Below are 24,394 nucleotides of genomic sequence, written 5' to 3'. Positions count from 1 at the left end.
CGCTGGTCTACAACTACAACGACCGCAAGAAGCGCAAGGGCGACTTCCGTCAGCTCTGGATCCAGCGCATCAACGCGGCCGCCCGCGCCAACGGCATCACGTACAACCGCTTCATCCAGGGTCTGAAGGCCGCGAACGTCGAGGTCGACCGCAAGATCCTGGCCGAGCTGGCCGTCAACGACGCGGGTGCGTTCGCCGCGCTCGTCGAGGTCGCGCAGAAGGCGCTGCCGGCGGACGTCAACGCGCCCAAGGCCGCGTGACGCTGCGCTGGCTTTGAGCCGACGTGACTGAAGGACCCGCAGGTGACTGAGCCTGCGGGTCCTTTGCTGCTGACCTGATGGGTAGTCGTTCGGGTGCGGGCCGTGGGGGCTGGTCGCGCAGTTCCCCGCGCCCCTGGGGGGTGCAGTCCCCCCGCTCCCATGCGAGCTGCACACATACTGAGGTGAATCCGACCATGCCCCCTGCCAGCCCCGAGCTGATCTCTCCCCGTTCTCCCCGGGTCTCTGCCGCGCGGCGGCTCGCTCGGCGGAATTTCCGGAGCAAGGAGCGGCTGTTTCTCGCCGAGGGGCCGCAGGCCGTGCGGGAGGCGACCGGGCACGGCGGGGACACCCTGGTGGAGCTGTTCGCCACCGTCGAGGCCGCGGAGCGGTACGCCGACATCGTCGGGGAGGCGCGCGCGGCCGGGGCCCGGGTGCATCTCGCCGCCGAGGACGTCATCGCCGACATCTCCACCACCGTCACCCCGCAGGGGCTCGTCGGGGTGTGCCGGTTCGTCGACTCGCCGTTCGAGGACGTCCTCGCCGCCCGGCCCAGGCTGGTCGCCGTGCTGGCGCACGTGCGCGACCCCGGGAACGCCGGGACCGTCCTGCGGTGCGCCGACGCCGCCGGCGCCGAGGCCGTCGTGCTGACCGACGCCTCCGTGGACCTGTACAACCCCAAGGCCGTACGCGCCTCCGTCGGTTCGCTGTTCCATCTGCCCGTCGCCGTCGGCGTCCCCGTCGAACAGGCCGTGGCCGGGCTGCGTGACGCCGGGGTGCGCATCCTCGCCGCCGACGGCGCCGGCACCGACGACCTCGACGCCGAGCTGGACAAGGGCACCATGGGCGGCCCCACCGCCTGGGTGTTCGGCAACGAGGCATGGGGGCTCCCCGAGGAGACCCGCGCCCTCGCCGACGCCGTCGTCCGCGTCCCGATCCACGGAAAGGCCGAGAGCCTGAACCTGGCGACCGCCGCCGCCGTATGTCTCTACGCATCGGCCCGTGCACAGCGCGCCTCCGGAGGGTGCCGCTCCGTCACCGAGAGCTAGTAGGGTGACGTGCCCTGGGCCTCGTCCGTACGGGATGGGAGGTGGGGTACGGGGATGAGTGTCGGCACGAGCAGCGCACCGGGAGCGGCCCGACCGGCCGGTGACCTCGCCGAACTCGGCATCGACCCCGACGACCTGCCCGACGGGCTCGTCGTCGCCGACGGGCAGGGCCACATCGTCTGCTTCAACGCGGCCGCCGCGCGCATCACCGCCGTGTCCGCCGCGGAGGCCCTCGGACAGCGGCTGGACAAGGCGCTGCCGCTGGAGGACCTCGAAGGGCGCCGCTGGTGGCAGCTCACCGACCCCTACGGCGGCCTCGCCATCCGCACCGGCCAGCCCGAGCGCAATCTGCTGCTGCCCGGCGGCCGTGAGGTCCTCGTCTCCGTGCGCTACGTCCGCACCGCGCCCACCGGCCCGGTCCGGCGCGTGGTCGTCTCGCTGCGCGACACCGAGGCCCGCCGCCGCACCGAGCGCAGCCACGCCGAGCTGATCGCCACCGTCGCGCACGAACTGCGCTCGCCGCTCACCTCCGTCAAGGGCTTCACCGCCACCCTGCTCGCCAAGTGGGAACGCTTCACCGACGACCAGAAGCGGCTGATGCTGGAGACCGTCGACGCCGACGCCGACCGCGTCACCCGGCTCATCGCCGAACTCCTCGACATCTCCCGGATCGACTCCGGGCGCCTGGAAGTGCGGCGCCAGCCCGTCGACATAGGGGCCGCCGTCGGGCGCCACATCCAGGCGTACGTCGCCTCGGGCCAGCCCGCCGACCGGTTCCTGCTCCGGATCGAGCAGCCGCTGCCCGACCTGTGGGCCGACCCCGACAAGGTCGACCAGGTGCTCAGCAACCTGCTGGAAAATGCGGTGCGCCACGGCGAGGGAACCGTCACCATTGACGTCACGCCCTCGGCGTCCCCCCGAGAGGGGGAGGACGTCGCCACCTCGGTGACCGTGAGCGACGAGGGCGCCGGCATCCCGGAGGAGTCCATGAACCGCGTCTTCACCCGCTTCTGGCGGGGCAGCAAGCGCGGCGGCACCGGCCTCGGGCTGTACATCGTCAAGGGCATCGTCGAGGCCCACGGCGGCACCATCACGGTCGGCCGCGCCCCCGGCGGCGGCGCCGAGTTTCGATTTACGTTGCCCGTGGGCGCCCCGGCGTATCTCGCCTGACGGCCCGCGGGCTCTTCGGCCACCCCAACCCCGTTAGACTCGGCCTTTGGCACCTTTGTGTCCCGAAAACCAAGACGCACTGTCCACGAGCCGGTGACGGGGACCTTCAGCAGAGGGCACCTCCCAGCGGTAGCTGGGGGACAATCGGAAGCACGGGAAGAGATGTCGGCACCGAATAAGTCGTACGACCCTGTCGAGGTCGAGGCGTTGAAACCGGAAGAGATCGAGCGCATGCGGGACGAGGCGCTCGCCGCCTTCGCCGCCGCGGACTCCCTCGACGCGCTCCAGGAGGCCAAGGTCGCCCACACCGGCGGCACCTCGCCGCTGGCGCTCGCCAACCGCGAGATCGGCGCCCTGCCCCCGCACGCCAAGGCGGCCGCCGGCAAGCTGGTCGGCCAGGCCCGCGGCGCGGTGAACAAGGCCCTCGCCGGCCGCCAGGAGGAGCTGGAGGCCGAGCGCGACGCCCGGGTGCTGGTCGAGGAGGCGGTGGACGTCACCCTGCCGTACGACCGGGTCCAGGCGGGCGCCCGCCACCCGCTCACCACGCTCTCCGAGCGCATCGAGGACGTCTTCGTGGCCATGGGCTACGAGGTCGCCGAGGGCCCGCAGGCCGAGGCCGAGTGGTTCAACTTCGACGCCCTCAACATCGGCCCGGACCACCCGGCCCGCGGCGAGGCCGACACCTTCTTCGTGCAGGGCCCCGAGGGCGGCACCGAGTCCGGTGTCGTACTGCGCACCCACACCTCGCCGGTCCAGATCCGTTCCCTGCTCGGCCGCGAGCTGCCGGTGTACGTGATCTGCCCCGGCCGGGTGTACCGCACCGACGAGCTGGACGCCACGCACACCCCCGTCTTCCACCAGGTCGAGCTGCTCGCGGTGGACGAGGGCCTGACCATGGCCGACCTCAAGGGCACCCTGGACCACATGGTCCAGTCGCTGTTCGGCGAGGGCATGAAGACCCGGCTGCGGCCGAACTTCTTCCCCTTCACCGAGCCGTCCGCCGAGATGGACATGGTGTGCTACGTGTGCCGCGGCGAGTCCGTCGGCAACCCCGACCGCCCCTGCCGCACCTGCTCCAGCGAGGGCTGGATCGAGCTGGGCGGCTGCGGCATGGTCAACCCCAAGGTGCTGACCGCCTGCGGCGTCGACCCGGAGAAGTACAGCGGGTTCGCCTTCGGGTTCGGCATCGAGCGGATGCTGATGTTCCGCCACAACGTCGAAGACATGCGAGACATGGTCGAGGGTGACGTCCGGTTCACTCGGCCGTTCGGGATGGAGATCTGATGCGGGTCCCGCTTTCCTGGCTGCGGGAGTACGTCGACCTGCCGGCCACCGAGACCGGCCGTGACGTGCAGGCCAAGCTGGTGTCGGCCGGCCTCGAGGTCGAGACCGTCGAGCACCTCGGAGCCGATCTGAAGGGCCCGCTCGTCGTGGGCCAGGTGCTGAGCATCGAGGAGCTGGAGGGCTTCAAGAAGCCGATCCGCTTCTGCACCGTCGACGTCGGTACCGCCAACGGCACGGGTGAGCCGCAGGAGATCGTGTGCGGCGCCCGCAACTTCGCCGTCGGCGACAAGGTCGTCGTCGTCCTGCCGGGCGCCGTCCTGCCCGGCGGCTTCGCGATCGCCGCCCGCAAGACGTACGGCAAGACCTCCCACGGCATGATCTGCTCCAGCGACGAGCTGGGCATGGGCGACGACGGCACCAAGGGCATCATCGTGCTGCCGCCCGAGACCGAGGTCGGCAAGGACGCCATCGAGCTGCTGGAACTGGTCGACGAGGTCCTCGACATCGCCGTCACCGCCAACCGCGGCGACTGCCTGTCCATCCGCGGCGTGGCCCGCGAGGCCGCCATCGCCTACGGTCTGCCGCTGCGCGACCCCGCCCTGATCGACGTACCGGCGCCGAACGCCTTCGGCTACCCGGTGCAGGTCTCCGAGCCGCTGGGCTGCGACCGCTTCACCGCCCGCACCGTCACCGGGCTCAGCCCCGAGGCGCGCTCGCCGATCTGGCTCAAGCGCCGGCTCCAGAAGGTCGGCATGCGGCCGATCTCCCTTGCCGTCGACGTCACCAACTACGTGATGACGGAACTGGGCCAGCCGCTGCACGCCTACGACCGCGCGCGCGTCCGGGGCACCATCGGCGTCCGCCGGGCCGGGGAGGGCGAGCAGATCGTCACCCTGGACGGGGTCACCCGGAAGCTGCACGCCGAGGACCTCGTCATCACCGACGACCGCGGCCCCATCGGCCTCGCCGGAGTCATGGGCGGCGCCGACACCGAGATCGCCGACCACGACGACCCGGAGAACTCGACCACCGACGTGGTCGTCGAGGCCGCGCACTTCGACGCGGTGTCCATCGCGCGCACGGCCCGCCGGCACAAGCTGTCCTCCGAGGCGTCCCGGCGCTTCGAGCGCGGCGTCGACCCGGCCGCCGCCGCGGCCGCCGCGCAGCGCACGGTCGACCTGCTGGTGCTCCTGGCCGGCGGCACCGCCGAGGCGGGCGTCACCGAGGTCACCACCCCGTCCGGCCCGCACACCATCGCCCTCCCGGCGGACCACCCGGACAAGGTCGCCGGTGTGCACTACGGCCGCGAGACCGTCGTCCGCCGTCTCCAGGAGATCGGCTGCGACGTCTACGGACAGGACGAGCTGATCGTCACCGTCCCGTCCTGGCGGCCCGACCTCACCGAGATCAACGACCTGGCGGAGGAGGTCATCCGCCTGGAGGGCTACGAGAACCTGCCCTCCACGCTGCCCAAGCCCCCCGCGGGCCGCGGCCTCACCTCCCGCCAGCGGCTGCACCGCCGCGTCGGCCGCGCCCTGGCCGGCGCCGGCTACGTCGAGGCGCCGAACTACCCGTTCATCGGCGAGGGCGTCTTCGACCAGCTCGGTCTGGACGCCGACGACCCGGCCCGCCGCGTCGTGAAGCTCACCAACCCGCTCAACGACGAGGAGCCCGCGCTCCGTACGACGCTGCTGCCGGGCCTGCTGGCCGCGCTCCGCCGCAACGACGGCCGGGGCACGCACGACCTGGCGCTCTTCGAGACCGGGCTGGTCTTCCACCCGCGCGAGGGCGCCGGGGTCGCCGGGCATCTTCCGGTCGACCGCCGCCCGACCGACGCGGAGCTGGCCGCGCTCGACGCGGTGCTGCCCGAGCAGCCGCGCCATGTCGCCGTCGTCCTCGCGGGCGCCCGCGAGCAGGCCGGCTGGTGGGGCAAGGGCCGCCCGGCCGACTGGGCCGACGCCGTCGAGGCGGGCCGCGCGGTGGCCCGCGAGGCCGGTGCCGAACTCCTCGTCCGCCGGGGCCAGTACGGTCCCTGGCACCCGGGCCGCTGCGCCGAGTTCGCGGTCCTCGTGGACGGCACGGAGCGCGTCGTCGGACACGCGGGCGAGCTGCACCCGCGCGTCGTGAAGGCGCTCGGGCTGCCCGCCCGCACCTGTGCGGCGGAGCTGAACCTCGACGTCCTGGAAGCGGTCGGCGACGACACCCCGCAGGCGCCGAGCATCTCCACCTTCCCCGTCGCCACGCAGGACGTCGCGCTCGTCGTCGACTCCTTCGTGCCGCACGCCGACGTCGAGGCCGCGCTGCGCGAGGGCGCCGGTGAACTCCTCGAAGGCATCCGGCTGTTCGACGTGTACGTCAACGACGACCAGCTCGGCGAGGGCCGCACCTCCCTCGCCTACGCCCTGCGCTTCCGCGCCGCCGACCGCACCCTGACGGTCGACGAGGCGTCGGCCGCCCGGGACGCGGCGGTCGCCCTCGCGGGCGAGCGCACCGGGGCGGTGCTGCGAGGCTGACGCCCACCCCCGGGTTTCGTCACTCGTCCGAGTGGCAATCCGGGGGCACCGGCCCCCAGGGGCCCGCACCCCGACAGAATCGGACCGGCCTCTCGGGGCCGGTCCGATTCCGCTGTGTGCGGGCCTGGATGGGCTGCCCGAACGGGCTCTGCGGGCCTGGATAGGGGGCCAGACGACCATGTTCGGCATCAGGCGACCGCTGCGCCGGGCCGTCTCGCTGGGACTGCCCACGGCCTGGGGTGCCCTGGCGGTCACCTACAAACTGACCTGTCCGCCCGCCCAGCAGCAGGGTCTCGGCGCCAGGATCGTCACCAGCGCCGTCTTCTTCGCCGTCGGCACCGGACTGGTCGTCCAGGTGCGGCGCACCCTGCTGCGCGAGCTGCGGCAGGCCCGCCGGGTCGCCGGAGCCGCCCAGAGCGCCGTGCTGCGGCCGCTCCCGCCGCGCGTCGGCGGACTGGACGTGGCCGTCGCCCGGCTCTCCGCCGACCGCGGCGCCACCGTCGGCGGCGATCTGTACGAGGTCGTCGCCACCGAGCACGGCGTGCGGGTCGTGATGGGGGACGTGCGCGGTCACGGGCTGTCCGCCCTGAGCACCGTCGCCGCCGTCCTCGGCAGCTTCCGCGAGGCCGCGCACGACGAGGCCGACCTCGGGCTCGTCCTGCGCCGCCTGGACCGGGCCCTCGCCCGCCATCTGCGCGAGGGCGCCCGGGACGGCACGGACACCCCGGTCGCCGAGGAGTTCGTCACCGTCCTGCTGCTGGAGATCGCCCGGGACGGCGCCGTGCGCGCCCTGAACTGCGGGCACCCCTGGCCGTATCTGCTGCGCGGCCCGCGCGTGGAACCCCTGGCCCGGGCCGATCCGCTGCCGCCGCTCGGCCCCTTCCCGTTGCCGCCCGACCTGACCGCCGTCCCCTGCGGACCGCTGTCGCGCGGCGAGTCCCTGGTCCTGTTCACGGACGGCGCGGCGGAGGCCCGGGACGCGCGCGGCCGCTTCTTCCCGCTGCCGACGGCCCTCGCGGACGCCGTACGCCACCGCCCGGTCCTCCCGGCACGGCATCTGCTGCACGCCGTCCTGGCCGCCCTGCTGCGCCACACCGCGGGCAGACCGGCGGACGACGTCGCCCTGCTGGTCCTCCAGAACGGCCGGGAACGCGCCGCCCTGGGCGCCCGGGACGGCGACATGACCGGAACCGCCGCGTCATGAACCCCTGGCGGGCACCGGACGCGGTACAACGCCGGGCCGTCGCTTTATGAGGGGGAGCCGACGGCCCGGCGAACCTCTTTCGAGGCATTTCAGTCAACCGGCCGGAAACGCTCAGCGACAGCGCGCGCACCCCTCGGATACGCGCACTCCGTTCACACCCCGTGTGAATCCGCACCCACTACTCTGGCCGCACCGAGGTACCGGGGGGCACCCAATGCAGCCCAACACTCTGCTCGACGCGATCCTGGACGAGGCGGGCGTCTCGCACGCGGGCCTCGCCGCCCATGTCAACCAGGCCGGAAGGGCCCGGGGCCTCGCCCTGCGCTACGAGCACACGGCGGTCGCCCGCTGGCTGAAGGGCCAGCGGCCGCGCGGCCAGGTGCCCGACCTGATCTGCGAGGTCCTCGCCGGGCGGCTGCACCGGCCGGTCACCCTGGACGACATCGGGCTCGGCGTACCGGGCGAGCCGTCCGCCCCGCACGGCACCTCTCTGTCCGGCTTCGTGGAGCGGGCCACCGCGCTGTGGCGCTCGGACGAGCAGCAGCGCCCGCACCTCCTGGGCGCCCCCGCCGTGACCGGGACGCCCGCGGTGATGCCCGTGTGGGAGTGGGAGAACCCGCCGGAGGACGTGGACGTCTCGCGCGGCGGCCCGCACCGGGTGACCTCCGCCGACATAGAGATGCTGCGCGCCGCCCGCACGCACTACGAGCAGCTCTACCGCAAGGCCGGCGGCATCGCGACCCGCAGCCGGATCGTCGGTTTCCTCAACGCCGAGGCGGCGCCGCTGCTGCGCGGCAGCTACACCGACGAGACGGGGCGTCAACTGCACCGCGCCACCGGCGGGTTGGTGGCGGTGGCGGGCATCTGCGCCTACGACTCGGACGCGCACGGGCTCGCCCAGCGCTACTTCCACCAGGCGCTGCGGCTGGCGAAGGCCAGCGGCGACCGGGGACTCGGCGCCTATGTGATCGCGCTGCTGGTCAACCAGTCTCTGTTCATGCGGGAGTACCGGCAGGCCGTCGCCTTCGCGGAGGCCGCGCTGCGGGCCGCGGGCCGGCACATCACCCCGGCGCTCGCCTCCGATCTGTACGCGATGCAGGCCAAGGCGTACGCCCACCTCGGCGACGGCACCAGCGCGCTGTCCTGCATCCGGCGGGCGGAGACGGCCGCCGAGCGCATCCGGCGCGGGACGGAGCCCGACGAGACCGGCTATGTGCAGCCGGGGCTGGTCAATGTGCAGGTGGCGGAGGCGCTGCTGAGCCTCGGTGAGATCGACGCGGCCGCGGAGCACGCGCTGGCCGCCGTCGACACCCCGGCGCACGACCGGGGCCGGGTGCACCGGCTCGCCATGCTCAGCACCATCGAACTGCGGCAGGGCGACGCGGACCGGGCGGTGGTCACCGCGGTGCGGATGGCGGAGCAGGCGCGGGGGATGGAGTCCCAGCGGCTGCGCGACCGGCTGCGGGCGGTGCGCGAGCACCTCGTCCGCAGCGGCGGCGCGGGCACGGCCGAGGCCGCCGAACTCATCGACGGGGCGCTGCGCGTACCGCTGTAGCACCGCGCGCCCCAGTCCCTGCTGCGATATTGCCCCTGACTCGACGGAAGGTGGCAGAACCGTGCAGTGGACGAAACAGAACGAACAAACTGTGTATGAGAACCGCTGGTTCAGCGTCAACCTGGCCGATGTGGAGCTGCCCGACGGCCGGCATCTCGACCACTTCCTCATACGGCTGCGGCCGGTCGCCGTCGCCACGGTCGTCAACGAGGCGAACGAGGTCCTGCTTCTGTGGCGCCACCGCTTCATCACCGACAGTTGGGGCTGGGAGCTGGCGGCGGGGGTCGTCGAGGACGGCGAGGACGTCACCCGCGCGGCCGCCCGGGAACTGGAGGAGGAGACCGGCTGGCGGCCGGGGCCCCTGCACCACCTGATGAGCGTGGAGCCGTCCAACGGCCTCACCGACGCCGTCCACCACATCTACTGGGCGGACCGAGGCGAGTACGTCGGACACCCCGTGGACGACTTCGAGTCGGACCGCCGTGAATGGGTCCCCCTCAAGGTCGTCCCGGACCTGGTCGCCCGCGGGGAGGTCCCGGCCGCCAACATGGCGGCCGCGTTAATGCTCCTGCACCACCTCAGGCACACCGAGACCTGAGAAGCGCGCGGGCCCGGCGCTCCAGGGAGCGCCGGGCCCGTGACTGCCAGGTGTGCCGGGATCAGTACGTGTAGAAGCCCGAGCCCGTCTTGCGGCCCAGGCGGCCCGCGTCGACCATGCGCTGGAGCAGCGGGGGAGCGGCGTACAGGGGCTCCTTGTACTCGTCGTACATCGACTGCGCGACGGAGGCGACGGTGTCCAGGCCGATCAGGTCGGACAGCTTCAGCGGGCCCATCGGGTGGGCGCAGCCCATCTCCATGCCGTTGTCGATGTCCTCGCGGCTGGCGATGCCCGTCTCGAACATCCGGATCGCGGAGAGCAGGTAGGGGATCAGCAGCGCGTTCACCACGAAGCCGGAGCGGTCCTGGGCGCGGATCGCGTGCTTGCCGAGCACCTTCTCGGCGAAGAGCTGGGCCCGGGAGAGCGTGCCCTCGGAGGTGGTCAGCGCCGGGATCAGCTCGACGAGCTTCTGTACGGGCGCCGGGTTGAAGAAGTGGACGCCGACGACCTGGTCGGGCCGCGAGGTGGCGACCGCCAGCTTCACCAGCGGGATGGAGGAGGTGTTGGAGGCCAGGATCGCGTCCGGGCGGGTCACCACCTGGTCGAGGACCTGGAAGATCTCCGTCTTGACCTGCTCGTTCTCCACGACGGCCTCGATCACCAGATCGCGGTCGGCGAACTCGCCGAGGTCCGTGGTGAAGCTGAGGTTCGCCAGCGTCGCGTCGCGCTCCTCGGCGCTGATCTTGCCGCGCTCGGCGGCCTTGGCCAGGGAGTTGAACAGCCGGGTACGGCCGATCTCCAGGGCCTCGCCGGTGGTCTCGGCGACCTTGACGTCGAGTCCGGCGCGCGCGCAGACCTCGGCGATGCCCGCCCCCATCTGGCCGCAGCCCACCACTCCGACGCGTGCAATGTCTCCGGCCGGGATGTCCGTCACAGTCGTCCCCTTCACTGGCGCTGACGCTCTGATGCCCGGGACAGGCGCTGCCGGGTCCCGGACGGCCTGCTCCGATCGTGCACGTTACTAGCAAGTATCGATGATCGATCACCGGGGTGGGTGCATGCTGTGCGCGGAGACGATCCGTGACCGAGCGGATCCACGCTGTGATGGGGGTGTGTGATGGGGCGACTGACCCGGCGGGCCTTCGCGCTGGCCGCGGTGTCGGCGTTCACCACGACGGGCGCGACGGCCGCTCCCCGGCGGGGCGGGCACCGGGCGTCCGGCGAGATGCGCGGCATGTGGCTGGCGACCGTCGCCAACCGTGACTGGCCCTCGCGCACCGGGCTGTCCGCCGCCGCGCAGCGCGCCGAGCTGATCGGCTGGCTGGACCTGGCGGTGCGCAACAAGCTGAACGCGGTCTTCTTCCAGGTGCGGCCCACGGCCGACGCGCTGTGGCCCTCCTCCTACGAGCCCTGGTCGCAGGTCCTCACCGGCACCCAGGGCAAGGCGCCGGGCTGGGACCCGCTGGGCACCGCCGTCACCGAGGCGCACGCCCGGGGCCTGGAACTGCACGCCTGGTTCAACCCGTACCGGATCGCCACCCACACCGACCCCACCCGCCTGGTCGCCTCCCACCCGGCGCGCAAGAACCCGGGCTGGGTGGTGTCGTACGGCGGGAAGCTCTACTACAACCCCGGGCTGCCGAAAGTCCGTGCGTTCGTCCAGGACGCGATGATGGACGCGGTGAAGAAGTACCCGGTCGACGCCGTCCACTTCGACGACTACTTCTACCCCTATCCGGTGGCCGGCCAGACCTTCGACGACGAGGCGGCGTACGACACCTACGGCGGCGCCTTCTCCACCCGGGCCGCGTGGCGGCGGGACAACATCGACCAACTGGTGCTGGAGACGGCCGCCCGGATCAAGTCGGTGCGGCCCGGCACCCAGTTCGGGATCAGCCCCTTCGGGGTGTGGCGCAACGCCTCCAGCGACTCCCGGGGTTCGGACACCCGGGCGCTCCAGTCGTACGACGACATCCACGCCGACACCCGGAAGTGGGTGAAGGAGGGCTGGATCGACTACGTGGTCCCGCAGTTGTACTGGCACATCGGCAACTCCGCCGCCGACTACGCCAAGTTGGTGCCCTGGTGGGCGGAGGTCGCCCAGGGCAGCCGGACCCGTCTCTACCTCGGCGAGGCGCTCTACCGGGCGGGCGACCCGGCGCAGGCCGCGGCCTGGCAGGACGCGGCCGAGCTGAGCCGTCATCTGACCCTCGCCAAGAAGTACCCGGCGGCGCGCGGGCACGTCCTCTTCGCCGCCAAGGACGTCAAGGCGAACCGGATCGGGGCGATGGCACGGGTCGTCGCCGACCACTACAAGCAGCCGGCGAAACCCCCTGCCTGACCCCTGGAGGGCCGGTCCCGCGCTAGCGCGATTCCTCGGTCGTGGTGCGGTGGCGGATCTCGGTGTCGGGGCCGGGGGAGCACAGCCCCTCGTGCCCGTCCTGGAAGCGGACCCGGTACGGCGGGTTGCCGTCCCGGCCCAGTACCTCGACGATCTCGCCGACCTTGTCGTGCTGGCCGACCACCCTGCCGTGCTGGACAAACTGGTCGCCCCTGGTGGCACGCATCTGTGGGGCCTCCTCGCCTGGTGCGGTGATCCGGGATTGTCGGCTCAGCCGCGCGCACGCTGTGTGACGGCGATGCAGACCAGCACGGCCGCGGCGGTCAGCGGAGCGGCGGGCGTCAGATGCTCGCCCAGCAGCAGCACCGACCACACCAGTGTGAGCAGCGGCTGGGCCAACTGCAACTGGCTGGCCCTCGGGATCCCGATGGCCGCCATGCCCCGGTACCAGACGACCAGGCCGAGGAACTGCGAGCCCGCCGCGACCCACAGCAGCCCCGCCACCCCGTGCGCGGTCAGCGTGACCGGCTCGTGCGCGAGGGCGACGGCCGCGGCGGGCACGGTCAGCGGCAGGCACAGCACCAGCGCCCAGCCGATCACCTGCCAGCCCGGCATCACCCGGGCCAGCCGCCCGCCCTCGGTGTAGCCGGCCGCGCACACCAGCAGCGCCCCGAACAGATACAGGTCGGCGGTGGTCAGGGCGCCGCCGCTCTGGAGCACGGTGAACGTCACCACCGCGCCCGCACCGGCCAGGGCCGCCGCCCAGAAGGTGCGCGAGGGCCGGATCCCGGTGCGCAGGGCGGACAGCAGGGCGGTGGTCAGCGGGAGCAGTCCGACCACGACGGCGGCGTGCGAGGTCGTGGACGTCCGCAGCGCGAGCGTGGTGAGCAGCGGGAAGCCGACGACGACCCCCGCGGCCACGACCGCGAGCCCCGCCCAGTGCCGCCGGGCGGGCGGCGCGACCCGGAGCGCCAGCAGGGCGCCGCCCGCGAGCAGCGCGGCCAGCACACTGCGCACGGCCACCAGCGACCACGGCCCGAAGCCCTCCAGACCCCAGGCCGTCGCGGGGAAGGTGAGGGAGAAGGCGACCACCCCGAGGACGGCCAGGACGGTGCCGCTGCCCGCCGGGTGCGGGGCGGTGACCGCTATCGTGGGCCCGGCAGTAGCGCTACTCTGTGTCTTCATGCACGAGCGTAGCAGTGTGGGTGAGCTGGCGGATCACCTGAGACGAGAGCTGGACCGCTACTCACCCGGTGGAAAGCTGCCGTCCAGCAGGGCCCTGGTCGAACGCTTCCGGGTGAGCCCCGTGACCGTCTCCCGGGCGCTGGCGCAGCTCGCCGCCGAGGGACTCGTCGTGACCCGCCCCGGCGCCGGAGCCTTCCGCGCCCGGCCGCCGCGCCCCGCGACCGCCGCGCCCGGCGACACCTCCTGGCAGGAGGTCGCGCTCAGCGCGGACGGCGCCGCCGACCTCGTCCCGCGCTCGGTCGACGCCTCCGGGGTCATGGTCTCGCTGGCCGCCCCGCCGCCGGGCGTCATCGAGTTCAACGGCGGCTATCTGCACCCCTCGCTCCAGCCCGAGCGCGCGATGTCCGCCGCCCTGGCCCGTGCCGGACGGCGGCCCGGCGCCTGGGGCCGGCCGCCGGTGGAGGGCCTGCCGGAACTGCGCGAATGGTTCGCGCGCACCATCGGCGGCGCGGTCACGGCCGCCGAGGTGCTGGTCGCGGCGGGCGGCCAGGCCGCGCTGACCACCGCCCTGCGCGCCCTCGCCCCGCCCGGCGCGCCGGTGCTGGTCGAGTCGCCCACCTACCCCGGCATGCTGGCCATCGCCCGCTCGGCCGGACTGCGTCCGGTCCCGGTGCCCGTCGACCGCGACGGGGTACGGCCCGACCTGCTCGCCGACGCCTTCCGGGCCACCGGCGCCCGGGTCTTCGTCTGCCAGCCGCTGTTCCAGAACCCGACCGGCGCCGTACTGGCCCCGGACCGCCGGGGCGAGGTGCTGCGCATCGCGCGGGAGGCCGGCGCGTTCGTCGTGGAGGACGACTTCGTACGGCGGCTCGCCCACGAGGACGCCGGGCCGCTGCCGCGCCCGCTGGCCGCCGACGACACCGACGGTGTCGTGGTGCACGTCGGCTCGCTCACCAAGGCCACCTCGCCCAGCTTCCGGGTCTGCGCCCTCGCCGCCCGCGGACCGGCGCTGGAGCGGCTGCGCGCCATCCAGGTCGTGGACACGTTCTTCGTGCCCCGCCCGCTCCAGGAGGCCGCCCTGGAACTCGTCGGCTCGCCCGCCTGGCCCCGCCATCTGCGGGCCGTCGCCGCCGCCCTGCGGGCCCGCAGGGACGCGATGACCGCCGCGCTCGCCCTGCGGCTGCCCGAACTCGCCCTGCCGCACATCCCGTCCGGCGGCTACCACCTCTGGCTGCGGCTGCCGGACGGCACCGGCGGCACCGCCCCGGCCTTCGGCGCCGATGGGGAGGCCGCCTTCACCGCCGCCGCCCTGCGCGCCGGTGTCGCCCTCACCCCCGGCCGCCCCTACTTCAGCGCCGAGCCCCCCGCCGCGCACGTCCGGCTGAGCTTCGCGGCGGTCGCCGGCACGGAGGAGATCGCGGAGGGCGTCCGCCGGCTGCGGGCCGCCTGCGACGAGGTGCTCCCCGTGGATCTCCCCGGCCCGGTGTGACTCCGGTGCGGGCGGGGTTCGTTTTCGCGGGACTTGTCCGGCAGGTCCGGCCGTAAGGGAAAGAATTGGCCTGCCCGCCGACGGTCAGCCCTTGACCTGGGTACGTGCTCGGCACACCATCACCGCATGTCGTTTCGGGTCACATTCGTCGCCGCCGCGCGCAGCTCCCCGCTGCTCGCGGAACGCTTCGAGGACGACCGCCCGCTGGACCAGGCGGGCTGGGAAGAGGTGCAGCGCGCCGCGCCCGAGCTGCTGCCGCTGGCCGCCGCCGAGCTGCGCTACTGCTCACCGACCCCGCGCAGCCGGGCCACCGGCGACGCGCTCGGCTTCGCCCCGCTCGTCCAGCCGGCCCTGCGCGACTGCGACATGGGCCGCTGGCGCGGCTTCACCCTGGGCGAGGCGATGGCCCGCGAGCCGGAGTCCGTGGACGCCTGGCTGGCCGACCCGCACGCCACACCGCACGGCGGGGAGTCGCTGCTCGACTTCATCACGCGCGTCGGCGGCTGGCTGGACACCCGCCCGGTGGAGGACGGCGGCCGGATCGTCGCCGTGGCCGAGCCGAGCGTGATCCGCGCGGCCCTGGTCTACGCGCTCAAGGCGCCGCCGTCGTCGTACTGGAACATCGACGTGCGCCCGCTGTCGACGACCACCGTCACCGGACTGCGCGGCCGCTGGAACCTGCGCTTCGACGGGGTGGCCGGTCAGACCACGCGCGCGTAGTCCGTCGTCAGCAGCAGGTCCTTGGCCGGGCCGCCCACCCGCCACACCGTCCGCCAGTGGTCCGCGTCCCGGACGGTGAACTCGCCGCGGTAGAGATCGGCGGCGCACGGATGGTCGGCCACATGCCGGCCGCCGCTCAGGTCCAGGCCGTGGAAGGGGCGCCCGTCGGCGAAGCGCACGTCCGCCGTGCCGGGCGTCGGCCCCGGCAGGAACCGCAGGGTCCGCTCGGCGGGCCGCGCGACGCCCTGCCAGGTGAAGACGCCGGACTCCTCGTGCAACAGCCCACAGACATCCAGCGGCCCGTCGGCGTCCAGGGGCTTGAACACGCTGGTCCCCTCGAAGTGTCCCGCGGCCCCGCCCGCCAGATCCCGCACGGTCCGCTCCACCCGCCAGGTCCCGGCGAGATACGCCAGCACGTCCGGCACGGGCCACACGCCGTCCTTCGTCCCTTCCGCCATGCCCCGACGATACGCGCCGGGCTGCAGTGGCCGGGGTTTGCCCCCGAGCTGGAGGTTAGGTAGACCTAACTTTCCGGGTACGGATGGCTCCGGGGGCGGCCCGGTGCCGGAATGGATTGCATAAACGTGCATGGATACGTATAGTCATGCCGTCCAGAAGGAGGAGACCATGGCGGTACGTGCGGCAGTGGCCGGAGCGAGCGGATACGCGGGCGGTGAGGTGCTGCGCCTGCTCCTCGCCCACCCCGAGGTCGAGATCGGCGCCCTCACCGCCAACTCCAATGCCGGCCGCCCGCTCGGCACGCTCCAGCCGCACCTGTTCCCGCTCGCGGACCGCGTCCTGGAGGAGACCACCGCCGAGGCACTCGCCGGACACGACGTCGTCTTCCTCGCCCTCCCGCACGGCCAGTCCGCCGCCGTCGCCGAACAGCTCGGCCCGGACGTCCTCGTCGTCGACATGGGCGCCGACTTCCGGCTGAAGGACCCGGCCGACTGGGAACGGTTCTACGGCTCGCCGCACGCCGGGACCTGGCCCTACGGCCTGCCCGAACTGCCGGGCGGCCGCGCCGCGCTGGAGGGGTCCAGGCGCATCGCGGTCCCCGGCTGCTACCCCACCGCCGTCTCCCTCGCCCTCTGGCCGGCCTACGCCGCCGGACTCGCCGGGCCGGAGGCCGTGATCGTCGCCGCCTCCGGCACCTCCGGCGCCGGCAAGAACCCCAAGACCCACCTGCTCGGCAGCGAGGTCATGGGCTCCATGTCGCCGTACGGCGTCGGCGGCGGGCACCGGCACACCCCCGAGATGATCCAGAACCTCAGCGCCGCCGCGGGCGAGCCGGTCGCCGTCTCCTTCACGCCGACCCTGGCGCCGATGTCCCGCGGCATCCTCGCCACGTGCAGCGCCGCCGCCACCCCGGGCGTCACGGCCGACGCCCTGCGCGCCGCCTACGAGAAGGCGTACGCCGACGAGCCGTTCGTCCACCTCCTGCCCGAGGGGCAGTGGCCCGCCACCGCCGCCGTGCACGGTTCCAACTCCGTTCAGGTGCAGGTCGCACACGACGCCGCGGTCGGCCGGATCATCATCATCAGCGCCATCGACAATCTGACCAAGGGCACCGCGGGCGGTGCCGTCCAGAGCATGAACATCGCCCTCGGACTCCCCGAGGAGCTGGGTCTTCCCACGATCGGAGTCGCACCGTGAGCGTCACGGCAGCCAAGGGATTCACGGCGGCGGGCATCGCCGCCGGGATCAAGGAGAACGGCAACCCGGACCTGGCCCTCGTGGTCAACACCGGTCCGCGCCGCGCCGCCGCGGGCGTCTTCACCTCCAACCGCGTGAAGGCCGCGCCCGTCCTGTGGTCCGAACAGGTCCTCAAGGGCGGCCAGGTCTCCGCCGTCGTCCTCAACTCCGGCGGCGCCAACGCCTGTACGGGACCCAAGGGCTTCCAGGACACCCACGCCACCGCCGAGAAGACGGCCGAGGTCCTCGGCCGGGGCGCCGTCGAGATCGCCGTCTGCTCCACCGGCCTCATCGGCGTCCTGCTCCCGATGGACAAGCTGCTCCCCGGCGTCGAGACCGCCGCGGCCGCCCTCAGCGAGCACGGCGGCGAGAAGGCCGCCATCGCCATCAAGACCACCGACACCGTCCACAAGACCTCCGTGGTCCAGGGCGACGGCTGGACCGTCGGCGGCATGGCCAAGGGCGCCGGCATGCTCGCCCCCGGCCTCGCCACCATGCTCGTCGTCCTCACCACCGACGCCGACCTCGACGACGCGACCCTCGACAAGGCACTGCGCGCCGCCACCCGGGTCACCTTCGACCGCGTCGACTCCGACGGCTGCATGTCCACCAACGACACCGTGCTGCTGCTCGCCTCCGGCGCCGCCGAAGTCACCCCCGGCTACGAGGAGTTCGCCGCCGCCGTACGCCAGGTCTGCGACGACCTCGGCCAGCAGTTGATCCGCGACGCCGAGGGCGCCAGCAAGGACATCAGGATCGAGGTGGTCAACGCCGCCAGCGAGGACGACGCCGTCGAGGTGGGCCGCACCATCGCCCGCAACAACCTCCTCAAGTGCGCCCTCCACGGCGAGGACCCCAACTGGGGCCGCGTCCTGTCCGCCATCGGCACCACCCGCGCCGCCTTCGAACCCGACCGGCTCAACGTCGCCATCAACGGCGTCTGGGTCTGCAAGAACGGCGGCGTCGGCGAGGACCGCGAGAAGGTCGACATGCGCTACCGCGAGATCCACATCGTCGCCGACCTGGCCGCCGGCACCGAGACGGCCACCATCTGGACCAACGACCTCACCGCCGACTACGTCCACGAGAACAGCGCGTACTCGTCATGAGCAGCACACCCGCGCGGAAGCACACCGCCCTCCCCAAGGCCCAGATCCTCATCGAGGCCCTGCCCTGGCTCGTCCGGCACAACGGCAAGACCGTCGTCATCAAGTTCGGCGGCAACGCCATGATCGACGACGAGCTGAAGGACGCCTTCGCCCAGGACGTCGTCTTCCTGCACCACGCCGGCCTCAAGCCGGTCGTCGTGCACGGCGGCGGCCCGCAGATCAGCGCCGCCCTCGACCGGCACGGCATCGTCAGCGAGTTCAAGGCCGGCCTGCGCGTCACCACCGAGGACGCCATGGACGTCGTCCGGATGGTGCTCGCCGGGCAGGTCCAGCGCGAACTGGTCGGACTCCTCAACCAGCACGGACCCCTCGCCGTCGGCCTCACCGGCGAGGACGCGCACACCATCACCGCCACCAGGCACCGGCCCGAGGTCGACGGCGAACGCGTCGACATCGGACGGGTCGGCGAGATCACCGCGATCGACACCGGCGCCATCGAGGCCCTACTCGCCGACGGCCGTATCCCGGTCGTCTCCTCGATCGCCCGCTCCGAGGACGACGGACATGTCTACAACGTCAATGCTGATACGGCGGCTGCGGCACTCGCTGCGGCACTGGGCGCCGAGACCCTCATGGTCCTCACCGACGTCGAGGGCCTCTACGAGGACTGGCCGCACTCCGACGAGGTGATCAGCCGGCTCACCGCCTCCCAACTGGAGAAACTCCTGCCGGAGCTGAGCTCGGGCATGGTGCCGAAGATGGAGGGCTGTCTGCACGCCGTACGCAACGGCGTCACCACCGCCCGCGTCATCGACGGGCGGGTCCAGCACTCGATCCTGCTGGAGATCTTCACGGACGAGGGAATCGGCACGATGGTCGTGCCCGACGAGCAGGAGGGGGACGCCGGATGACCGCCAACGAGGAGCTGACCCAGCGCTGGCAGGGCGCGCTCATGAACAACTACGGCACCCCGCGGATCCCGCTCGTCCGCGGCGAGGGCGCCCGGCTCTGGGACGCCGACGGCACCGAGTACGTCGACTTCGTCGGCGGCATCGCGGTCAACGCGCTCGGCCACGCCCACCCGGCCGTCGTCGAGGCCGTCACCCGGCAGATCGCCTCCCTCGGCCATGTCTCCAACCTGTTCATCGCCGAACCGCCCGTCGCCCTCGCCGAACGGCTCCTGCGCCACTTCGGCCGCGACGGCAAGGTGTTCTTCTGCAACTCCGGCGCCGAGGCCAACGAGGGCGCCTTCAAGATCGGCCGGCTCACCGGGCGCACCCACATGGTCGCCACCCGCGGCGGCTTCCACGGCCGCACCATGGGGGCCCTCGCCCTCACCGGCCAGCCCGGCAAACAGGAACCCTTCCTGCCGCTGCCCGGCGACGTCACCCACGTCCCCTACGGCGACGCGCAGGCCCTGGCGGCCGCGGTCACCGAGGACACCGCCCTCGTGATCATCGAGCCGGTCCAGGGCGAGAACGGCGTCGTCGTGCCCCCCGCCGGCTACCTCAAGGCCGCCCGGGCGATCACCGCCGCCACCGGGTCCCTGCTCGTCCTCGACGAGGTGCAGACCGGTGTCGGGCGCACCGGGCAGTGGTTCGAGTACCAGGCCCACGAGGGCGTCCTGCCCGACGTCGTGACCCTCGCCAAGGGTCTCGGCGGCGGACTGCCGCTCGGCGCCACCGTCGCCTTCGGACGCGCCGCCGACCTGCTGCGGCCCGGCCAGCACGGCACCACCTTCGGCGGCAACCCGGTCGCCTGCGCCGCCGGACTCGCCGTCCTCGACACCATCGAGAACGAAGGACTCCTCGACAACGTCAAGCGGCAGGGCGAGAAGCTGCGCGACGGAATCGAGGGTCTGGGCCACCCGTTGATCGATTATGTCCGGGGCGCGGGGCTCCTCCTGGGTATCGTGCTCACCGAGCCGCTCGCGCCCCAGGTGCAGCAGGCGGCTCAGGAGGCCGGATTCCTGGTGAACGCGCCCGCCCCCGACGTCGTACGGCTGATGCCGCCGCTGAACCTCGGCGACGACGAGACGGACGCCCTCCTCCAGGCGCTGCCCGGCATCCTCGACGCAGCGAACGGGGACGGACGGACCGGGGAATGAGACGACGATGAGCCACGCGCAGGAGCACGACCAGACGACGGGGCCTGCCGTGCCGCAGACCCGCACCGCCCGGCACCGGCGGATCGTGGACATCCTCAACCGTCAACCGGTGCGCTCGCAGAGCCAGTTGGCGAAACTCCTGGCCGACGACGGGCTGAGCGTCACGCAGGCGACGCTCTCCCGGGACCTGGACGAGTTGAACGCGGTCAAGATCCGCAACAACGACGGCGACCTGATCTACGCGGTGCCGAGCGAGGGGGGTTTCCGCACCCCCCGGGCCCCGCTGGGCGAGTCGGCGAAGGAGGAGCGGATGCGGCGGCTCTCCCAGGAGCTGCTGATCTCCGCGGAGGCGTCGGCGAACCTGGTCGTGCTGCGAACGCCTCCCGGGGCCGCGCAGTTCCTGGCCTCGGCGATCGACCAGGCCGAACTGCACGACATCCTCGGGACGATCGCCGGTGACGACACGTTGCTGTTGATCAGCCGGGAGCCTGCGGGTGGGCAGGCGCTGGCCGACCACTTGCTGCGGCTGGCTCAGAACGGGCACTGACGGCTGCCTGCGGGTGCGGGTGCGCTGTGGCCGGTCGCGCAGTTCCCCGCGCCCCTTCGGGTCGCTCAGCCCAGTCGTCTGGCCAGGCCCCCCGTGCAGCGCACCTCGTCGCCCGCCGTGATCAGGAGTGCCTCCACGTCCGGGAGGGACTCCAGCCAGGCCAGGCCCTCGCGGGAGCCCATCGCGAACGCGGCCGTGGCCCAGCAGTCCGCCCAGGTCAGCCGGGGTGTCACCACGGTCACGGCGACCAGGTCGGTGACCGCCGAACGGCCGGTGCGCGGGTCGACGATGTGCGCGCCGCGCTCCGCCGTACCCGAGGTGGCGACCGCGAGTTCGTCCGCGCCCGCCGCCGACACCACCGCCGCCAGCCCGCCCGGCCGCAGGGGATCGGCCACGCCGACCCGCCACGGCCGCTCGGGACCCGGCACCCCCAGCAACTGGACGTCGCCGCCGCCGTTGACGCTGACACCGCTCACCCCGGCCACGGCGCCGATCAGCCGGGCCGCGCGCTCCGCCGCCCAGCCCTTGACGATGCCGGTCGGGTCGACCTGGCCGCCGTAGCGCATGCTGAACCAGCCGTCGCTGGTCCGCTCCGCCTCGGCGCCCAGTCCGAGCACCTCGGCCACCTCGGGGTCGCACTCCCCGACGGTCAGTTCGCCGCGCTGGAGGCGCGAGATCTGGCTGTCCTCGCGGTAGGTGCTGAACACCTCGTTGACCCGGTGCAGGGAGGCGACCGCCTCGTCCAGCGCCGTGCGCACCGCCTCCGGGTCCCCGCCGCGGACGTCGAAGGAGAACACGGTCCCCATGACCTCCTCCGCGTGCCGCACCGCGGCGGGGGCTGCTGCCGACTCGGCCACGGTCTCAGACACCGGCCTGGTCCAGCGCCGACTGAAGGGATTCCTTGTAGCCGCCGCTGGTGTAGGTCGCCCCGGACACCGCGTCGATGTCCGCGCTGCCGGCCGCCACGGCCGCCTGGTTCAGCTTCGGGATCGCGTTGCCGTTGACCTGGTCGCTCTGGCCGCCCTTGGGCTGCTGGACCGCCTCCGCCTTGGTGATCTTGCCGCCCGCGACGGTGATCCGGACCTGCACGGGGCCGTAGTCCGTCTGGACCGTGTCGCCCGTGAAGGTGCCCGACGCCTGCGCGGCGCCGCCGGAACCCCCGTCGCCGCCCTGCTCGGCCCCCGGGTCCTGCGCCCCGGCCTCCGGGGACTGCGACGCCTGGCCGCCCGCCTCCTGCGCGGCACCGGCGCTGGCGTTCGCCTTGTCGATCGCGGACTGGAGGGACTTCTTGTAGCCCTCGGTGGTGTAGGTCGCGCCGGACACCGTGTCGATCTGCACGCTCTGCTTGGCGACGACGTCCTTGTTCAGCTTCGGGACGGCGTTGCCGGTGATCTGGTCGCTCTGGCCGCCCTTGGGCTGCTGGACCGTCTCCGACTTGGTGATCCGGTTGTCCTTGACGGTGATCCGGACCTGGATCGCGCCGTACTCGGTGTCCGCCGCGTCACCGGTGAAGACACCGGTGACCGGGGCCGCCTGGCCGGCTCCCTGGGAGGCGCCCGCACCGGCGTTGGCCTTGTCGATCGCGGACTGGAGGGACTTCTTGTAGCCCTCGGTGGTGAAGGTCGCGCCGGACACCGTGTCGATGTTCGCGCTGCCGGCCGCCACGGCCGCCTGGTTCAGCTTGGGGACGGCGTTCGCGGTGATCTGGTCGCTCTGGCCGCCCTTGGGCGCCTGGACCGCGTCCGCCTGGGTGATCTTGCCGGCGGCCAGCGTGACCCGCACCTGGACGGGCCCGTACTGGGTGTCCACCGCGTCACCGGTGTACGTGCCCGTCGCCGCCGCGGCGGCCCCGGCCTGGGCGGCGCCCTGCTGGGCCGCGCCGGCCGCCTGGGAGTCCGGGTCCGAACCCGGCTTCAGGGTCAGCAGCAGCACGATCCCGGACACCGTCGCGGCCGTGGCGAGCACGACGCGCCGAAGGGGATGACTCTTCCTCATGTTTCCAGAACTCCTGATTCCCGCCGAGGGCAGAGGGCTTGGGGGTGGCCGTGGTGGTCCCGTCGCTCACATCTCGAACGACTCGTGATGGATACGGCGGGCCGGAACCCCGGCGCCGCGCAGTGCCTCGTACACGCCCTGGGCGAAGCCGTTCGGCCCGCACATGAACACGTCGTGGCTGTCGATGTCGGGGATCTTCCGCTGGAGGGACTCCGCCGAGATGTCGGGGCGCTCCCCGTCGGGGCTGTTCACGGCGTACATCAGCCGCGCCCCGCGCTCGTCGGCGATCTTCGCCAGCTCGTCCCAGAGGGCCAGGTCCTGGGTGCTGTTGGCCCGGTACAGCAGGGTGATGTCACCGGCGGAGCCCGGCAGCGTCTCGAACAGCGCGCGCATCGGGGTGATGCCCACACCGCCGGCCACCAGCAGCACCTTGCCGCGGCTGCGCCGGGACGCCGTCATCGCGCCGTACGGACCCTCGGCCCACACCTTGGTGCCGGGCGTCAGTTCGCGCAGCGCCTCGCTGTGGTCGCCGATCGCCTTGACGGTGATCCGCAGCAGCTCCGGGCGGGGCGCCGCCGACAGCGAGTACGGGTGCGAGCTGAACCGCATCCCCGGCGCCAGGAACCGCCACCGGAAGAACTGCCCGGCCTCCGCGCCCATCCGGTGCAGCTTGCGGCCGCCGATCAGCACGGACACGATGCCCGGCGTCTCCTCGATGACCGCCTCGACGTACAGCCGGTGACGCAGGTTCAGCCGGATCGGGGTCAGGACCCGGTACCAGAGCACCAGCGCGGTGACCGCGCCGTACAGCGCGTACCAGAAGGTCTTGGCGGACGGTTCCACCGCGAACTCGTTGCCGGTGGTGATCTGGTGCCAGAACGTCAGGTACACCGCCGCGTACGTCAGCAGATGCACGTGGTACCAGGTGTCGTACGGCATCAGGCGCCGGACCGGGCCGATCGAGACCAGGCCGATGACCACCAGCAGACCGGTGCCGACGGCCGCCTTGCCCATGTCGGGGAGCTGGTTCACCGAGTCGACCGTCTGCTGGACGATGTCCCCGAGCGACTTGCCCGCCTGGAGCGCGTATCCCCACATGATGAGGAAGACGTGCGCGAAGGTCAGACAGAGCGTGTACCGTCCCGACATCGCGTGCCAGCGGGCCACCCGGTCGGAGCCGACCCGGCGCTCCAGCGCGGGCACCCGCGCCATCTGGAGCACCACGAGCGCCATCAGATAGCCGGCGAGCAGCCCGGTGATCCGCCCCGCCTGGAGGATCCTGCCGTTGTTGTCCGAGATGGACGGCGTGTTCGCCCACCACAGCCACAGCACGCCCGCCGCGCCCGCCCATACGGCGAGCAACAACGGGACGGCCGGGGATCGGCGCGGGCGGATGCGGCGCATCGTCTGGCGGCGGGCGGCACGTCCGCCTGCGATCGTGGTGGTCACGGTTCCTCCGGGGACTTGACCCTTGGCCCACAGATACGTGGCGCGACCGCAGAGTGTTCAGCCGGTCGCTCAGTCTGCCGGGAAGTCGTGGGAAAGCCCGGCACGCGGGCTGAGCTGGGACGCCGCT

The 24,394-nt window shown here is 72.8% G+C and carries 23 protein-coding genes; 16 read left to right on the top strand and 7 right to left on the bottom strand.

All coding sequences use genetic code 11. The features are described 5' to 3' along the window. From rplT to G6W55_RS29845, 8 genes are all read left to right on the top strand, one after another. Positions 1-260 (top strand): 50S ribosomal protein L20 (rplT, locus tag G6W55_RS29880; protein WP_175523875.1); only part of this gene is annotated, 260 nt, incomplete at its 5' end. Between the two features lie 194 nt (positions 261-454). Then, entirely contained in the window at positions 455-1,306 is an 852-nt protein-coding gene (locus G6W55_RS29875; RefSeq protein ID WP_175523874.1) for an RNA methyltransferase, read from the top strand. A gap of 54 nt (positions 1,307-1,360) precedes the next feature. Further along, positions 1,361-2,476, top strand: a complete 1,116-nt coding sequence (locus G6W55_RS29870) for an ATP-binding protein (protein ID WP_175523873.1) — start codon at positions 1,361-1,363, stop codon at positions 2,474-2,476. A 162-nt stretch (positions 2,477-2,638) separates the two neighbouring features. Then, complete coding sequence (gene pheS / locus G6W55_RS29865; RefSeq protein ID WP_175523872.1) at positions 2,639-3,760, top strand: phenylalanine--tRNA ligase subunit alpha; 1,122 nt, start codon at positions 2,639-2,641, stop codon at positions 3,758-3,760. Beyond that, entirely contained in the window at positions 3,760-6,273 is a 2,514-nt protein-coding gene (gene pheT, locus G6W55_RS29860) for a phenylalanine--tRNA ligase subunit beta (protein WP_175523871.1), read from the top strand. The genes pheS and pheT overlap by 1 nt, the downstream gene beginning before the upstream one ends. Before the next feature lie 178 nt (positions 6,274-6,451). After that, entirely contained in the window at positions 6,452-7,477 is a 1,026-nt protein-coding gene (locus G6W55_RS29855) for a PP2C family protein-serine/threonine phosphatase (RefSeq protein WP_175523870.1), read from the top strand. 214 nt (positions 7,478-7,691) lie between these two features. Next, the gene (locus tag G6W55_RS29850) at positions 7,692-9,032 is read left to right on the top strand and encodes a transcriptional regulator (protein ID WP_085208320.1); all 1,341 of its coding nucleotides are present in this window, start codon (positions 7,692-7,694) and stop codon (positions 9,030-9,032) included. A gap of 61 nt (positions 9,033-9,093) precedes the next feature. After that, positions 9,094-9,630, top strand: coding sequence for an NUDIX hydrolase (locus tag G6W55_RS29845; RefSeq protein WP_175523869.1), 537 nt, complete (start codon positions 9,094-9,096; stop codon positions 9,628-9,630). A 61-nt stretch (positions 9,631-9,691) separates the two neighbouring features. Here the strand turns inward: G6W55_RS29845 and G6W55_RS29840 are convergent, their stop codons facing one another. Continuing rightward, the gene (locus G6W55_RS29840; protein ID WP_030786140.1) at positions 9,692-10,564 is read right to left on the bottom strand and encodes a 3-hydroxybutyryl-CoA dehydrogenase; all 873 of its coding nucleotides are present in this window, start codon (positions 10,562-10,564) and stop codon (positions 9,692-9,694) included. A 183-nt stretch (positions 10,565-10,747) separates the two neighbouring features. Here G6W55_RS29840 and G6W55_RS29835 point away from each other — a divergent pair, with 183 nt between their 5' ends. After that, a complete protein-coding gene (locus G6W55_RS29835; RefSeq protein WP_175523868.1) occupies positions 10,748-11,971 on the top strand; it encodes a glycoside hydrolase family 10 protein in 1,224 nt (407 codons plus the stop codon). A 22-nt stretch (positions 11,972-11,993) separates the two neighbouring features. Here the strand turns inward: G6W55_RS29835 and G6W55_RS29830 are convergent, their stop codons facing one another. Together G6W55_RS29830 and G6W55_RS29825 are read right to left on the bottom strand one after the other, a co-directional pair. Beyond that, positions 11,994-12,197 carry a DUF1918 domain-containing protein gene (locus G6W55_RS29830; protein WP_175523867.1) on the bottom strand — a complete coding sequence of 68 codons (204 nt, stop codon included), beginning with the start codon at positions 12,195-12,197 and terminating at the stop codon, positions 11,994-11,996. A gap of 44 nt (positions 12,198-12,241) precedes the next feature. Beyond that, positions 12,242-13,156 carry a DMT family transporter gene (locus G6W55_RS29825; RefSeq protein WP_175523866.1) on the bottom strand — a complete coding sequence of 305 codons (915 nt, stop codon included), beginning with the start codon at positions 13,154-13,156 and terminating at the stop codon, positions 12,242-12,244. On the opposite strand from G6W55_RS29825, the gene G6W55_RS29820 reads away from it, so the two are divergent. Both G6W55_RS29820 and G6W55_RS29815 read left to right on the top strand, forming a co-directional pair. Further along, a complete protein-coding gene (locus tag G6W55_RS29820) occupies positions 13,155-14,645 on the top strand; it encodes a PLP-dependent aminotransferase family protein (protein WP_175523865.1) in 1,491 nt (496 codons plus the stop codon). The two genes, G6W55_RS29825 and G6W55_RS29820, sit on opposite strands and share 2 nt — an antisense overlap. Positions 14,646-14,771: 126 nt before the next feature. Beyond that, a complete protein-coding gene (locus tag G6W55_RS29815) occupies positions 14,772-15,365 on the top strand; it encodes a histidine phosphatase family protein (protein ID WP_030786126.1) in 594 nt (197 codons plus the stop codon). Here G6W55_RS29815 and G6W55_RS29810 read toward each other — a convergent pair. Beyond that, complete coding sequence (locus tag G6W55_RS29810) at positions 15,347-15,823, bottom strand: DUF6314 family protein (protein WP_175523864.1); 477 nt, start codon at positions 15,821-15,823, stop codon at positions 15,347-15,349. The two genes, G6W55_RS29815 and G6W55_RS29810, sit on opposite strands and share 19 nt — an antisense overlap. Before the next feature lie 169 nt (positions 15,824-15,992). Between G6W55_RS29810 and argC the strand changes: the two genes are divergently transcribed. Genes argC through G6W55_RS29785 form a run of 5 tightly spaced genes read left to right on the top strand, consistent with a single transcriptional unit; the run spans position 15,993 to position 20,823 of the window. Further along, positions 15,993-17,021, top strand: a complete 1,029-nt coding sequence (gene argC / locus G6W55_RS29805) for an N-acetyl-gamma-glutamyl-phosphate reductase (RefSeq protein ID WP_175523863.1) — start codon at positions 15,993-15,995, stop codon at positions 17,019-17,021. Then, positions 17,018-18,169 (top strand): bifunctional glutamate N-acetyltransferase/amino-acid acetyltransferase ArgJ, encoded by a 1,152-nt coding sequence (argJ, locus tag G6W55_RS29800; protein ID WP_175523862.1) that lies wholly within the window; start codon positions 17,018-17,020, stop codon positions 18,167-18,169. The genes argC and argJ overlap by 4 nt, the downstream gene beginning before the upstream one ends. Next, complete coding sequence (gene argB / locus G6W55_RS29795) at positions 18,166-19,080, top strand: acetylglutamate kinase (RefSeq protein WP_175523861.1); 915 nt, start codon at positions 18,166-18,168, stop codon at positions 19,078-19,080. Before argJ ends, argB begins: the two co-directional genes overlap by 4 nt. Continuing rightward, on the top strand, positions 19,077-20,276 hold the full coding sequence (locus tag G6W55_RS29790; protein ID WP_175523860.1) for an acetylornithine transaminase: 1,200 nt from the start codon (positions 19,077-19,079) through the stop codon (positions 20,274-20,276). Before argB ends, G6W55_RS29790 begins: the two co-directional genes overlap by 4 nt. A 7-nt stretch (positions 20,277-20,283) precedes the next feature. Next, a complete protein-coding gene (locus tag G6W55_RS29785) occupies positions 20,284-20,823 on the top strand; it encodes an arginine repressor (RefSeq protein WP_030786109.1) in 540 nt (179 codons plus the stop codon). Positions 20,824-20,888: 65 nt separating this feature from the next. Here the strand turns inward: G6W55_RS29785 and G6W55_RS29780 are convergent, their stop codons facing one another. The 3 genes from G6W55_RS29780 to G6W55_RS29770 form a co-directional block, all read right to left on the bottom strand. Continuing rightward, the gene (locus G6W55_RS29780) at positions 20,889-21,692 is read right to left on the bottom strand and encodes an FAD:protein FMN transferase (RefSeq protein WP_309243847.1); all 804 of its coding nucleotides are present in this window, start codon (positions 21,690-21,692) and stop codon (positions 20,889-20,891) included. After that, the gene (locus tag G6W55_RS29775) at positions 21,685-22,818 is read right to left on the bottom strand and encodes an FMN-binding protein (RefSeq protein WP_175523859.1); all 1,134 of its coding nucleotides are present in this window, start codon (positions 22,816-22,818) and stop codon (positions 21,685-21,687) included. The genes G6W55_RS29780 and G6W55_RS29775 overlap by 8 nt, the downstream gene beginning before the upstream one ends. Positions 22,819-22,884: 66 nt before the next feature. Next, a complete protein-coding gene (locus tag G6W55_RS29770) occupies positions 22,885-24,267 on the bottom strand; it encodes a ferric reductase-like transmembrane domain-containing protein (protein WP_175523858.1) in 1,383 nt (460 codons plus the stop codon). Positions 24,268-24,394: the final 127 nt, after the last annotated feature.

Source organism: Streptomyces sp. CAI-85 (genome assembly GCF_013363615.1).
GTDB classification, from domain to species: Bacteria; Actinomycetota; Actinomycetes; order Streptomycetales; family Streptomycetaceae; genus Streptomyces; species Streptomyces antibioticus_B.
Note: the sequence above shows the minus strand (reverse complement) of the source record. Positions and strands in the feature narration are given on the sequence as shown.